Origin of the sequence: Flavobacterium sp. 9AF (genome assembly GCF_902506265.1) — a bacterium.
Taxonomy (GTDB): Bacteria; Bacteroidota; Bacteroidia; order Flavobacteriales; family Flavobacteriaceae; genus Flavobacterium.
Genome location: NZ_LR733556.1, coordinates 699,239 through 712,959, shown reverse-complemented (window position 1 = coordinate 712,959; position 13,721 = coordinate 699,239). Strand labels below are relative to the sequence as shown.

The 13,721-nt window shown below is 30.9% G+C and carries 15 protein-coding genes; 6 read left to right on the top strand and 9 right to left on the bottom strand.

The window, feature by feature from the left end:
- The first annotated feature begins 69 nt into the window (after window positions 1-69).
- The 3 genes from HALO113_RS03300 (at window position 70) to HALO113_RS03290 (ending at window position 2,614) form a co-directional block, all read left to right on the top strand.
- Window positions 70-1,578: a malate:quinone oxidoreductase gene (locus HALO113_RS03300; protein WP_370519373.1), complete on the top strand. Its 1,509-nt coding sequence runs from the start codon at window positions 70-72 to the stop codon at window positions 1,576-1,578.
- A gap of 139 nt (window positions 1,579-1,717) precedes the next feature.
- Window positions 1,718-2,131 (top strand): Holliday junction resolvase RuvX, encoded by a 414-nt coding sequence (gene ruvX / locus HALO113_RS03295; protein ID WP_159777659.1) that lies wholly within the window; start codon window positions 1,718-1,720, stop codon window positions 2,129-2,131.
- A 6-nt stretch (window positions 2,132-2,137) separates the two neighbouring features.
- Window positions 2,138-2,614 carry an Lrp/AsnC family transcriptional regulator gene (locus HALO113_RS03290; protein ID WP_159777658.1) on the top strand — a complete coding sequence of 159 codons (477 nt, stop codon included), beginning with the start codon at window positions 2,138-2,140 and terminating at the stop codon, window positions 2,612-2,614.
- A 142-nt stretch (window positions 2,615-2,756) separates the two neighbouring features.
- On the opposite strand, the gene argH is transcribed toward HALO113_RS03290, so the two are convergent.
- From argH to HALO113_RS03250, 8 genes are read right to left on the bottom strand one after another with little or no spacing between them, the layout of a single operon-like run.
- On the bottom strand, window positions 2,757-4,067 hold the full coding sequence (argH, locus tag HALO113_RS03285) for an argininosuccinate lyase (protein ID WP_159777657.1): 1,311 nt from the start codon (window positions 4,065-4,067) through the stop codon (window positions 2,757-2,759).
- Window position 4,068: 1 nt separating this feature from the next.
- A complete protein-coding gene (locus HALO113_RS03280; protein ID WP_159777656.1) occupies window positions 4,069-5,154 on the bottom strand; it encodes a M20 family metallo-hydrolase in 1,086 nt (361 codons plus the stop codon).
- Complete coding sequence (argB, locus tag HALO113_RS03275; protein ID WP_159777655.1) at window positions 5,129-5,929, bottom strand: acetylglutamate kinase; 801 nt, start codon at window positions 5,927-5,929, stop codon at window positions 5,129-5,131. Before argB ends, HALO113_RS03280 begins: the two co-directional genes overlap by 26 nt.
- On the bottom strand, window positions 5,922-6,875 hold the full coding sequence (locus HALO113_RS03270; RefSeq protein ID WP_159777654.1) for an N-acetylornithine carbamoyltransferase: 954 nt from the start codon (window positions 6,873-6,875) through the stop codon (window positions 5,922-5,924). The genes argB and HALO113_RS03270 overlap by 8 nt, the downstream gene beginning before the upstream one ends.
- Window positions 6,853-8,016, bottom strand: a complete 1,164-nt coding sequence (locus HALO113_RS03265) for an aspartate aminotransferase family protein (RefSeq protein ID WP_159777653.1) — start codon at window positions 8,014-8,016, stop codon at window positions 6,853-6,855. The genes HALO113_RS03270 and HALO113_RS03265 overlap by 23 nt, the downstream gene beginning before the upstream one ends.
- 13 nt (window positions 8,017-8,029) lie before the next feature.
- On the bottom strand, window positions 8,030-9,001 hold the full coding sequence (gene argC / locus HALO113_RS03260; RefSeq protein WP_159777652.1) for an N-acetyl-gamma-glutamyl-phosphate reductase: 972 nt from the start codon (window positions 8,999-9,001) through the stop codon (window positions 8,030-8,032).
- Complete coding sequence (locus tag HALO113_RS03255; protein WP_159777651.1) at window positions 8,991-10,208, bottom strand: argininosuccinate synthase; 1,218 nt, start codon at window positions 10,206-10,208, stop codon at window positions 8,991-8,993. Before HALO113_RS03255 ends, argC begins: the two co-directional genes overlap by 11 nt.
- 13 nt (window positions 10,209-10,221) lie before the next feature.
- Window positions 10,222-10,896 carry a GNAT family N-acetyltransferase gene (locus HALO113_RS03250; protein WP_236554584.1) on the bottom strand — a complete coding sequence of 225 codons (675 nt, stop codon included), beginning with the start codon at window positions 10,894-10,896 and terminating at the stop codon, window positions 10,222-10,224.
- Between the two features lie 209 nt (window positions 10,897-11,105).
- On the opposite strand from HALO113_RS03250, the gene def reads away from it, so the two are divergent.
- Window positions 11,106-11,693, top strand: a complete 588-nt coding sequence (def, locus tag HALO113_RS03245; RefSeq protein WP_159777650.1) for a peptide deformylase — start codon at window positions 11,106-11,108, stop codon at window positions 11,691-11,693.
- Window positions 11,694-11,796: 103 nt separating this feature from the next.
- The gene (locus HALO113_RS03240; protein ID WP_159777649.1) at window positions 11,797-12,219 is read left to right on the top strand and encodes a DUF5606 domain-containing protein; all 423 of its coding nucleotides are present in this window, start codon (window positions 11,797-11,799) and stop codon (window positions 12,217-12,219) included.
- A 35-nt stretch (window positions 12,220-12,254) separates the two neighbouring features.
- Here the strand turns inward: HALO113_RS03240 and HALO113_RS03235 are convergent, their stop codons facing one another.
- Window positions 12,255-12,620: a glyoxalase gene (locus HALO113_RS03235; protein WP_159777648.1), complete on the bottom strand. Its 366-nt coding sequence runs from the start codon at window positions 12,618-12,620 to the stop codon at window positions 12,255-12,257.
- 194 nt (window positions 12,621-12,814) lie between these two features.
- On the opposite strand from HALO113_RS03235, the gene mazG reads away from it, so the two are divergent.
- A complete protein-coding gene (mazG, locus tag HALO113_RS03230) occupies window positions 12,815-13,594 on the top strand; it encodes a nucleoside triphosphate pyrophosphohydrolase (protein ID WP_159777647.1) in 780 nt (259 codons plus the stop codon).
- Window positions 13,595-13,721 lie beyond the last annotated feature (127 nt).

Here is a 13,721-nt window from a genome sequence, read left to right as displayed (position 1 = left end):
TTTTTACGATATAATTATGTCTTTCTTTTTTCTGTTTATTTATCTTTGTATTGCTTTTATGGTATAAAAATAAGTAAGTATAAAGAAGAAGAAATAAAAATGGAAAATCCAGATGTAGTCTTGATTGGAGCTGGTATAATGAGTGCTACTCTTGGCATTCTATTAAAAGAATTAGATCCAAATTGTAAAATAGAAATTCATGAGCGTTTGTCTGAAGCTGCTTCCGAAAGTAGTGATGCATGGAACAATGCAGGAACTGGACATGCGGCATTTTGTGAATTAAACTATACACCTGAAAAGGAAGATGGTACTATTGATATAAGCAAAGCCTTAAAAATTTCTGAAGCTTATGAAGTTTCAAGACAATTTTGGAGTTATTTGGTTCAAAAAAAGATTTTAGATAAACCAGAAGATTTCATTACTTCAATTCCTCATATAAGTTTTGTATGGGGAAAAGAAAATGTGGATTTTTTGAAAAGAAGACATGAGGCTTTAGTCCAAAAAAGTCTTTTTAAAAGAATGTTATTCAGTAGTGATGAAACGGTTTTAGAAGAATGGATGCCATTGGTAATGCATGATAGACCAAAAGATGAAGTCCATGCAGCTACTTATATGCCTATAGGAACGGATGTCAACTTTGGTTCACTAACTAGATTATTATTTGAGTATTTAAAACATCAAAAAGGAATAGAACTATATTTTGATTCGGAAGTTGAAAAACTAAAGAAACAAGAAAACGGAAGTTGGAAAATTAAAGTGAGAAATCTTGAAAATAAAAAGTCGAGAAAAATAAACACTCCTTTTGTTTTTATAGGTGCTGGAGGTGGTTCATTAAGATTATTAGAAAAAGCCAATATTGAAGAAGGAGAAGGATATGGCGGATTTCCGATTAGCGGTCAATGGTTACGTTGTACTAATCCGGAAATTATCAAACAGCATAAAGCTAAAGTGTATGGTAAAGCTTCAGTTGGTTCTCCACCTATGTCTGTCCCACACATCGATACGAGGATTATAGATGGAAAACAAGAGCTTTTGTTTGGACCTTATGCCGGTTTTACTACCAAGTTTTTAAAAAATGGTTCTTATTTCGATTTGATAAAGTCTATTCAAACAGATAATATTCGACCCATGCTTTCAGCTGGAATTAATAATATTCCTCTAACGAAATATCTTATTGAACAAGTGATGCAATCGCAAGAAGATCGAATGGAAGCTTTGAAACATTATTTTCCAAATGCTAAAAAAGAAGATTGGGTGTTGGAAACAGCTGGTAAAAGAGTGCAAGTAATTAAAAAAGATAAAGAAGGAAAAGGTGTTTTAGAGTTTGGTACTGAAGTGGTAAACGATGATGATGGTTCTTTAGCTGTTTTATTAGGAGCTTCTCCTGGAGCTTCAACTTCCGTTTCCATTATGATTGAAGTAATTAGTAGATGTTTTGCTAAAAAATATAACTCTGAAGAATGGCAAACTAAATTTAAAGAAATGATACCCGCTTTTGGAGAATCGTTAAATGACAATGATGAACTTTGCACTCAGATTAGAGCCATGACAAGTAAAACATTACATTTAGTCAATTAAATTTTGGATTAAAAAATAGAATCAAATTCGCAAATTAATTAAAGATATTGTTTTTTTAATTTGCGAATTTTCAGTTTTTAATAGTGATAGAAAAAAAACTATTTTTACTTTCATTATCTTTGCATACTAAAATAAAACAATGGCCAGAATACTAGCTGTAGATTACGGATTAAAACGAACAGGAATTGCTATTACTGACGAAATGCAATTGATAGCTTCTGGATTAACAACCATTCCTTCAGAAACTGTACTTGCTTTTTTAAAGGATTATTTTTCCAAAGAAAAAGTTGAAAAAGTTATTATTGGAGAACCCAAACAAATGGATGGAACGCCTTCTGAAAGTACTGTAATTATTGAAAAGTTTATTCTTTTGTTTCAAAAAGAATTTCCGAAAATGCCTTTAGATAGAGTAGATGAAAGATTTACTTCAAAAATAGCTTTTCAAACAATGATTGACAGTGGTTTAAAAAAGAATCAAAGAAAAAATAAAGCCTTAATAGATGAAATTGCAGCTACAATCCTGTTGCAAGATTATTTACAATATAAAAGATAACTGAAAATGAGAGATCAATTAGACGCTAAAGACCAATTAATTTTAGAAATTTTACAAAATGATTCTACGATTTCGGTAAAAGATATTGGTGAAAAAATAGGTCTTTCTTTTACACCTACTTACGAGCGTATTAAAAATTTGGAACGTAATGGCGTGATTAAAAAATATGTAGCTTTAGTGGACCGATTTAAAATTGGTGTTGAAATAGTCGTGTATTGTAATGTAACCTTAAAAGAGCAATCTAAAGAAGCTTTAGATGAATTTGAAAGAATTATTACTCCTATACCTCAAGTTTTAGATGTTATCAGCTTGTCAGGCAATTACGATTATATGTTAAAGATTGTTGCCAATGATATTAGAAGCTATAATGACTTTGTAGTGAATATTATTTCTAATATTCCTAATATCGGCCAATATCATAGTAGTATTGTAATGAATGAATGCAAAAAGGAAACAGCTTATCCTTTTGGAATTAAAGAATAGTAAAAACAAGGATGTCCAAAAAAATCTGCAAAGGTGTCATTGTGAATTTTAGAATCTTAAAATATTGATTATTAGTTTAATTTAGAATCTAAAACAAGTTCATATTGAAAAAAATCATTATTTTTTGGACATTCTTTTTGTTTTATTGAAATTTATGCAATATTGCTCTAAAATTTTCTATAATTAAATCGTTACAAAGATTACCAATACTGCCTTCATGTGAATGCTTCACGTTATAACTGGGTTCATACGTATGGTTTTCAATAGCTAAACCAATATTTTTATAGGCGTCTCGAAACGCAATACCATCTAACACTTGTTGGTTCACGTTTTCCACACTAAACATGTATTTGTATTTCCCATCTTCCACAATATTTGGTTTTATTTGAATATGAGCCAACATAAAGTCTAACATTTCCAAACATTCTTTCATGGAAGAGATAGCCGGAAATAAAATTTCTTTAGTAACCTGAACATCTCTATGGTAACCAGATGGTAAATTATTGGTAACCAAAATTAATTCGTTGGGTACCGCTTGAATACGATTGCATTTGGCTCTCATAATTTCAAAAACATCCGGATTTTTTTTATGTGGCATAATACTACTTCCTGTGGTTAACGAATCTGGAAAAGAAATAAAATTAAAATTCTGATTCAAATACAAACAAGCATCATAAGCAAATTTACTGATAGTACCTGCCATTCCAGCGAGAGCCATTGCAAAAACCTTCTCCGATTTTCCTCTAGTCATTTGCGCATATACAGCATTAACATTTAGGGTTTTAAAGCCTAATAGTTGTGTTGTTAAGGTTCTGTTTAATGGAAAGGAAGTACCATATCCAGCTCCAGAGCCTAATGGGTTTTTGTTGACGATGTTATGGGCGGCTAAAAACAATTCTAAATCGTCAATTAAACTTTCTGCATATGCACCAAACCAAAGTCCGAAAGAAGAAGGCATTGCAATTTGTAAATGGGTATATCCTGGTAATAAGATATCTTTATGTTGGTTACTTAATTCAATTAAGGTATTGAAAAGTGTTTCAGTATATTTAGTTATTTCTTGTATTTCTGCTTTATAATAGAGCTTTAAATCGGTTAAAACTTGATCGTTTCTGGAACGACCACTGTGAATTTTTTTACCGATGTCTCCAATGCGTTGAATTAATAAATGTTCTACTTGCGAATGCACATCTTCAATTCCAGATTCAATTTTAAAGTGATTGTTATTAATTTCAGCTAAAATAGTATTTAATTCATTTTTAATAATAGTCCATTCAGTATCTGTTAATAAGTGAATACTATGTAGCATTTCACAATGTGCTAAAGATCCTTGTACATCATATTTCGCTAATAAATAATCAAAAACTACATCATTACCCACCGTAAATTTTTCAACTATTGCAGCATGTTGTTCATTTGATGTTTCTTTTTTTTGCCAAATTTTTGTAGCCATCTTATAGTATTTGAGTTAAAATAGAAATATGAATTTGAATGGCCTCTTTTATTTCATCCAAATAAATGAATTCGTCACTACTGTGAGAACGAGTCGATAAACCTGGACCTATTTTTAAAGACGGACAAGGAATAACTGCCTGATCGGAAGATGTTGGCGAACCGTAATAGGTTCTTCCTAAGCTTAGTCCTGCTTTAACATAAGGATGTTCCAATGGGATAGAAGAGGAGTTCAATCGTAATGACCGAGCCGTAACTTTTGATTTTACTTTTTCCTGTATTAATTGATATACTTCTTCATTCGAATAGCATTCATTGGTTCTTATATCTACTGTAAAATGACACGTATTAGGAACCACATTATGTTGGGAACCACTATTAATGATAGTAGGTGTCATTTTAACTTCTCCTAGAATAGGTGAGATTTTATCAAATTTATATTGGGTAAACCAATGAATATCTTGAATGGCATTTAAAATAGCATTATCGGTATTTGGATGGGCAGCATGAGAAGAGGTTCCAGAAGCTTCGCAATCTAAAACTAACAATCCTTTTTCAGCAATAGCCAAATTCATTTCTGTAGGTTCGCCCACAATGGCAAAATCAATTGGTCCTAATTTCTTGTAAATAGACTCAACACCATTTACACCGGAAATTTCCTCTTCTGCAGTAGCAGTAATAATTAAATTGTACTTTAAATCTTCTTTTTCATAGAAATATAAAAAAGTACAAATTAAACTTATTAAAGGTCCTCCTGCATCATTACTGCCTAAACCATAAAGTTTACCATCTTTTTCTATAGGTTCAAAAGGATTTAAAGTATAACCCGAATTCGGTTTTACCGTATCGTGATGCGAATTTAATAAAATAGTAGGCTTTGAAGTGTTATAATGCTTGTTATAAGCCCAAACATTGTTCATGCTTCTTTGTGTTGGTACTCCATTTGATTTAAAAAAATCTTCAATTATTGTTGCCGTTACATCTTCACTTTTGCTAAAAGAAGGAGTCGCTATTAATTTTTTTAATAATAAAAGTCCTGTTTGATATAAATTGGTTACCGAATTATTTAATAATGCTTGTGTATTCATGAGTGGTTTGATTTAAAAAGCCTAAGATAGTAGTTGCTTTTAAGATGGCTATTGTTTGTACTCCATTTTGTAAAGCATGGAAGCAATTGTCTAATTTGGGTAACATGCCTTTCGAAATGATTCCTTGCTCTTTTAATTCTTCAAATTGTTGATGATTCAATTCATGTATAACGGAATCATCATTACTGGGTTCATATAAGACACCTTTTTTCTCAAAACAATACAATAATGAAACCTCATATTTGGAAGCTAAACTTACGGCTAAAGCATTGGCAATAGCATCAGCATTAGTATTGAGTAATACACCGTTTCCATCATGTGTAATGGCATTTATTACAGGTGTTAAGCCAGAAAGAATTAGATTTTCTAAAAAATCGATATTCACACTTGTAGTATGTAAATCACCTACAAAGCCATAATCAATAGTTGGATGTACTCTTTTTGTCGTTTGGATAAGATTGGCATCTGCACCTGATAATCCAATACTATTTTTATTGTTTTTTTGTAATAATGCTACTATATTTTTATTAATGTAGCCCGCATATACCATAGTTGCAATTTTGATGGTTTCTACATCTGTAATTCTTCTACCATCTATTAATTGCTGTGGAATATTTAGTTTTTCGGCTAAATCTGTAGCCAGTTTTCCACCACCATGAACCAAAATAAAAGGTGTTTTAATGGTGGCAATAGTCTCCAAAAAAGGAACTAACTCATGAGGGTTATCAATACTATTACCACCAATTTTTATTACTAAAACCTTTTTTTTATTCATGATTTTCTAATATTTTTTTTAATACAATCTGAGCTGCATAGGTTCTGTTATTGGCTTGTTCGTATACCAATGCATTTTCACTATCTAATACTTCATCACTAATCTCCACATTTCTTCTTACGGGTAAGCAATGCATGATTTTTGCATTATTACTTGCTTTTAGTTTTTCATTAGTTAGTAACCAATCTTCCTCAACAGGAATTAGTTTGCCATAGTTTTTAAAAGAAGACCAATTTTTCACATATACAAAATCGGCATTTTCAAGTGCTTTTTCCTGATTGTGTTCAATGGTTACTCCATCCGTAAATTGAGGATCTAATTCATAACCTTCAGGATGTGTAATTACAAAATCATAGTCTGTTTTTTGCATCCATTGCGCAAAAGAGTTGGCTACTGCATGAGGAATGGGTTTAATATGTGGAGCCCAACTTAATACTACTTTTGGTTTTTTATTTACGGGTAAATGTTCCGCAATGGTAATGCAATCCGCGAGACTTTGAAAAGGATGTAAAGTAGCAGATTCTAAAGAAACTACAGGAACTTTGGCATATTTTTCGAAAAGGGAATACACTTTTTCTGAAACGTCTTCTTCTTTATTCGTCAAACCAGCAAAACAACGAATACCTATAATATCGCAATACTGACTTAATACATTGGCTGCATCTTTAACATGTTCTACCGTATTTCCATTCATGATAGCACCATCTTCAAATTCCCAAGTCCATGCTTCTTGATTCGCGTTTAATATAATGGTATGTAACCCTAAATTTTGAGCTGCTTTTTGAGTACTTAACCTCGTACGCAAACTAGAATTTAAAAAAACCAGACCAATGGTTTTTCCTTTTCCTAAATGTTGGTTTTGTAAAGGCGCTTTTTTTAATGCAATAGCTTCTTTTACTAATGTATTTAAATCTGTTATGTCGTTAACAGAAAAGAATTTGTTCATTTTTTTTAATGTTTAATTTTGAAACGGTTTTAAAAGCACTGATAAAAACATCCAATTCCTTTTTGGAAATGTTCAAAGCGGGTAAAATCCGAAGTGTGTTAGGACAAGAGGCGTTTCCTGTTAAAATTCTAAAGTCTTGTAACAATTGATTTCTAAAAGGTGTACAAGGCATTTTTAATTCTATACCAAACATAAGTCCTTGATAACGAATTTCTTTGATAATTTCATCCTCTTTTAATTGTTGGTACAGATAATCGCCCATTTCTTTGGCATTTGTCATTAATTTTTCAGATTCCATCACTTCTAAAACGGCTTTTGAAGCTGCACAGGCTAAATAATTGCCTCCAAAAGTAGTTCCTAACAAACCATGTTTGGCTTCAATTTCAGGAGAAATAATCACGCCACCAACAGGGAAACCATTTCCCATTCCTTTTGCAACCGTAACGATGTCGGCTTTAATATTAGCATGCTGATGTGCAAAGAATTTACCCGTTCTTCCATAACCCGATTGTATTTCGTCTAAAATGAGTAGTGCTTGATAACGATCACATAATGATCGTATCTTTTGTAAAAATGGGGTAGTAGGTATTTGAACACCGCCTACACCTTGAATTCCTTCAATAATTACCGCAGCAATCTCATTATTTTTAAAAGCATCTTCTAATACTTCAATTTCATTAAAAGGTAAAAAGATAAAATTATCCGTTTCATTTATGGGTGCAATAATTTTTTTATTATCGGTTGCGGCAACAGCTGCTGCAGTTCTTCCGTGAAACGCTTTTGTAAAGCAAATTACTTTTTTCTTATTGGTATGGAAAGAAGCTAATTTTAAAGCATTTTCATTGGCTTCAGCTCCTGAATTGCACATAAAAAATTCATAATCCTCATACCCACTTAATCTTCCTAATTGTTTGGCTACTTCTTCTTGAATAGGTATGCGTACAGAATTAGAATAAAAACCAATATTATGCAATTGTCGGGTTAACATTTTCACATAGGTTGGATGACTATGGCCAATGGATATTACAGCATGACCACCATATAAGTCCAAATGTTTTTCATTTCTATCATTCCATAAATAACTGCCTTCAGCTTCAATGAAATTTAAATCAAATAACGGATATACATCAAATAGTTTCATAATGGGAATATTTTTAAAATGCGGATGCTTTTAGTTTTAAGCCTAAAGTGGGTTCCCAACCCATCATGAGGTTCATGTTTTGAATGGCTTGACCAGAAGCTCCTTTAATTAAATTGTCTATAATAGAGTGGATAACCACTTGTTCTCCTTGTTTTTCAATGTGAATCAAACATTTGTTTGTATTGACGACCTGTTTTAAATCGATGGTATTACGAGAAACAAATACAAATGGATTGTTTTTATAGTAGGTTTCATAAATCGCATAAACCGATTCCAAAGACAAATAGGTTTCTACTGTAGAACTGGTGAAAATACCTCTCGTAAAATCGCCTCTCCAGGGTACAAATTCTAAATGTACTTTTTGTTTGTTAAAATGTTCTAAGGTTTGACAAATTTCAGGAACATGCTGATGCGATAATGTTTTATAAGCCGAAATATTATTGGTTCTCCAACTAAAATGTGAGGTAGGTTGTAATTGTTGTCCTGCACCTGTTGCACCTGTTATACCTGTTGTGTACACTTTATTTAATAATTTTTCTTGAGCCAATGGTAATAATGCTAATTGTATGGCAGTTGCAAAACAGCCAGGATTAGCTACATAGTTAGTTTTTATTATGCTTTCCCAATTGGTTTCTGATAAACCGTAGATAAATTCACCTTTTGAGAAATTACCATCTAATCTAAAATCGTTTCCTAAATCAATGATTTTAGTTGTATCAGAAACCATATGTTCTTCTAACCAAGTTTTACTTTCTTTGTGTGGTAAGCACAAAAATAAAACGTCTGAGTTAACATATTCATTCGTAAATACTAATTCAGTTTCTCCAAATAAATCCGTATGTACAGCATAAACTGGTTTACCAGTATTACTTCTACTGATAGCAGCGTTGATTTGTACATTTGGATGATGGAGTAATAATCGAATGAGTTCGCCACCTGTATAACCAGCAGCACCTATAATTCCTACTTGTATTTTAGTTTGCATCGACTTCTTTTTGAGGGGCATTCACCTTATGATAAATGGAAAGTGAATTACTTATAATTTTTGAATATCCTTTTACATCTTCTCCAGACCAACCTAAATTCATTTCACCATAACTGCCAAATTTTGCATTCATTAAATCATTTTCTGATTCAATACCATTTAGAATATAGCGATATGGCAATAGTGTAATAAAAACTTTTCCGTTGACTTTATCTTGAGTACTTTCAAAAAAGGCTTCAATATCTCTCATGGCTGGATCTAAAAACAAACCTTCATGTAACCAGCTACCATACCAATCTGCTAACTGTGATTTCAAATTCAGTTGGAATTTTGATAAGGTATGTTTTTCTAAAAGATGATGTGCTTTCAAAATTAAAATGGCAGCAGCTGCTTCAAAACCAACTCTTCCTTTTATGCCTACTATGGTGTCACCCACATGAATATCTCTACCTATTGCATAAGGAGTTGCAATTTTTTCAAGATATTGAATGGCCTCTACAGGATTAGAAAATGCTTTGTTATTAATACCCACTATTTCTCCTTTTTCAAAATGAAGTATGATTTCAGAAGAAGAAGCTACTGCCTGATTTAATTGTGAAGGGAAAGCTTTTTCAGGTAAATAAGTACAAGATGTAAGTGTTTCTTTTCCACCTACAGAAGTTCCCCAAAGTCCTTTATTAATAGAATATAAAGCTTTTTCAAAATTGATTTCAAAACCATTTTCTTGCAAAAATTGTATTTCAGATTCGCGTGAAAGTTTTAAATCGCGTATAGGTGTTATAATTGTAACATGAGGGCAAAGAATATTAAAGATAACATCAAATCGAACCTGATCATTACCTGCACCAGTACTTCCATGAGCTACCGCTTCGGCTTGAATTTGAAGAGCGTATTCTGCAATTGTTTTTGCTTGTATTGTTCTTTCTGCACTAACGGATAAAGGATAGGTATTATTCTTTAATACATTTCCATATATCAAATATTTTACACAAGTGTCATAATAAGATTTTGTAGCATCTACACAAGTATAGGAATATACTCCTAGTTCATAAGCTCGCTTTTCAATATCATTTATTTCTTGCTCAGAAAATCCACCTGTATTAACGGTTACTGCATGGACTTCATAATTTAATTTTTTTGATAGATAGACTGCACAAAAGGAAGTATCTAAACCTCCACTATAAGCTAAAACTATTTTCTTTTTCATTTATAATAATTGATTAAATAACATTAAAAAAAAGTTTTCCTTTTTTTTTAAATTTCATTGATAAGAGTCTAAGTAAAGAATGTTTTTTTTTCATCCTGCTTAGACGTTCTTTAGCGAGTACTTTTTGTTCTATTTTTAATTTTTTATCTTTTTCTTTTTCAATAGGATCCCAAATCATAGCAGTACACATGCAATTTTTTCGGTCTTTGCTTATTAAAATTTCGTAGTTAATACATGATGTACAACCTTTCCAAAAGTCTTCATCTTGCGTTAGTTCAGAATAAGTTACAGGCTCATAGCCTAAATCGCTATTGATTTTCATAACAGCTAAACCTGTAGTTAATCCAAAAATTTTAGAATTTGGATATTTACTTCTTGATAATTTAAAAATGGCTTGTTTTATTCTTTTGGCTAAACCAAATTCTCTAAACTCGGGTGATACAATTAAACCTGAATTAGCAACAAATTTTTCGTGACTCCAAACTTCTATATAGCAGAAACCAGCCCAATTGCCAGTTTCTGTTATAGCAATAATAGCATTTCCTTGCATCATTTTCTTTTGAAGATACTCAGGTGAACGCTTAGCAATACCAGTGCCTCTAACTTTTGCCGAGGCTTCCATTTCGTTGCAAATCGCTTCTGCATAGTGTAAATGTTTTTCAGAAGCTTGTTCAATAGTAAATTGCATAGTTAAAATTAATAATAAGGTGCAAATATAGATTTATTATTTATATTAAGTGTTAAAAAAAGATAAATAATATTTAATATTTTATTAATTAGATTTTTTATCTTTTTTTTTGCTTTTTAAAAATATTTTATCTTTTTAAAGAATTAAAAAACTATCAAAACATATAATTTAATTGTTTAATTTTGCATTTTATTAAAATTTAATGTCTAATGATTTTATCAATATATGGATACGGTGAACCCGTTTTAAGAAAAGTAGGTGAAGAAATTACACCAGATTATCCTAATTTAAAAGAAACGATAAGTAATATGTATGAAACTATGTATCATGCATCAGGAGTAGGTTTGGCTGCACCACAAGTAGGTTTGCCGATACGATTATTTATTGTAGATACTAATCCTTTTGCAGATAGTGATGATGTTTCAAAAGAAGAAGCTGAACAGTTAAAGGTTTTTAAAAAAACTTTTATTAATGCTAAAATTATTAAAGAAGAAGGTGATATTTGGGGATTTAATGAAGGTTGTTTAAGTATTCCAGATGTTAGAGAAGATGTTTTTAGACATGATACTATCACTATTGAATATTTTGATGAAGATTTTAATAAAAAAACAGAAGTTTATTCTGGTTTGATTGCACGTGTTATTCAACATGAATATGATCATATTGAAGGAATTTTGTTTACAGATCATTTATCTGTGTTAAAGAAGAAATTAATTGGTAAAAAATTAAACAATATTTTAGAAGGTAAAGCTAGACCAGATTATAAAATGAAATTTGCAAAAGTTAAAGGTAGATAACGATTATTAAATTTGTATTTATTATCGTTTTAACTTTCGACTTTTTAACTTTTAAACTTTAAACTAAAATTATATATTTGCCATCTTTAAAATTTAAAACAACATGAGTATTCAAAAAATATTAGCTATTTCTGGTAAACCAGGTTTATACGAATTAAAAATACAAACAAGAACAGGATTTGTTGCAGAATCTTTATTAGACGGAAAACGAATTACTGTAGGTATGAGAAGTAATGTAAGTTTATTATCTGAAATAGCAGTTTATACCTATACAGAAGAAATTCGTTTGTCTGAGGTTTTTAAAGCGATTGCTACAAAAGAAAATGATGGATTAGCAATATCTCATAAAGAAGAAGATGCTACTTTGAAAGCTTATTTTCGTGAAGTATTACCAGAATTTGATGAAGAGAGAGTGTATACTTCTGATATCAAAAAGATTTTAAATTGGTATAATTTATTACAACCAAAAGGTTTTGTTTCTGTTGAAGCTTTGACTAAAGAAGTTAAAGAAGAAAATGCGGAATAAAAAATACATAAAAAAGTCCTCTGATGAGGACTTTTTTATGTATTAAAATTTCCAAAATGCCATAATATTCCTGAAGGATCATGCACAAAACATTCTCTTCCCCAAGGAAGTTCTCTTACAGGGACAATTTTTACCCCTTCATATTTTTCATGTAATCGAAGTTCTTGTAATTCATTCCAAAAAATATAAACATCTTCAACTTCCATAAAAACCATAGTATTGTCTACCCAATCTTTTGTATAGTAATTTTGAAGATAAAAACCAAAATCACCAGAATAGAAGTAACTCATATTTGGTTCTATAATACCTTCTTTAAAACCTAGATCTAAGTAAAACTGTCTTGAAATCTCATAATTTTTGGATCCAATAAAAGGACGTATGGATTTGGCTTGGTGATTCATAATTTTGTTTTAAAAATGTATTATAAATATACTTTAAAAAAAGAGTAATGAATAAATTTTTCAGAGAAATTAAATTGCTATTGAAATTTATGTGATAACAATAAAATTTGTATTATTTAATATATTAAACTTTATTTACTAAAAATATCCCTAATTTTACTAGATTCATTTTTAGTATTCTAAACAAAAAAACAATGAACAAGAGAGAAACTCAACTACAAGCCTTTAATCGATTATTAGATATCATGGATGAACTACGAGAAAAATGTCCGTGGGATAAAAAACAAACATTAGCAAGTTTAAGACATTTAACGATTGAAGAAACGTATGAATTAGGTGATGCTATTTTAAATAATGATTTGCAAGAAATCAAAAAAGAGTTGGGAGATTTACTTTTGCACATTGTTTTTTATGCCAAGATTGGTAGTGAAACCCAAGATTTTGATATTGCTGATGTTGCCAATAGTATTTGCGATAAATTAATAGACCGTCATCCTCATATATATGGTGATGTGGTTGTGGAAGATGAAGAAGAAGTGAAACGCAATTGGGAAAAACTGAAATTAAAAGAAGGAAAAAAGTCGGTTTTAGAAGGTGTTCCGAAAAGTTTGCCAGCATTGGTAAAAGCAAGTCGCATTCAAGATAAAGTAAAAGGAGTGGGTTTTGATTGGGAAGAACCACATCAAGTTTGGGATAAAGTTCAGGAAGAATTACAAGAGCTACAAGATGAAATTCAATTGGGTAATCAAGATAAAATTGAAGCAGAATTTGGCGATGTTTTATTTTCTATGATTAATTATGCACGTTTTTTAAAAGTAAATCCAGAAGACGCATTGGAGCGAACCAATAAAAAATTTATAAAGCGATTTCAATATTTAGAAAATAAAGCCGGTGAATTAGGAAAATCATTAGCAGATATGACTTTAACTGAAATGGATGTATTTTGGGAAGAAGCGAAGCGTTTGCCAAAATAAGGAATTGGAAAATCTATGATTTTCAAATAGTTCTACCATTTTGGGAAGAAGCGAAGCGTTTGCCAAAATAAGGAATTGGAAAATCTATGATTTTCAAATAGTTCTACCATTTTGGGAAGAAGCGAAG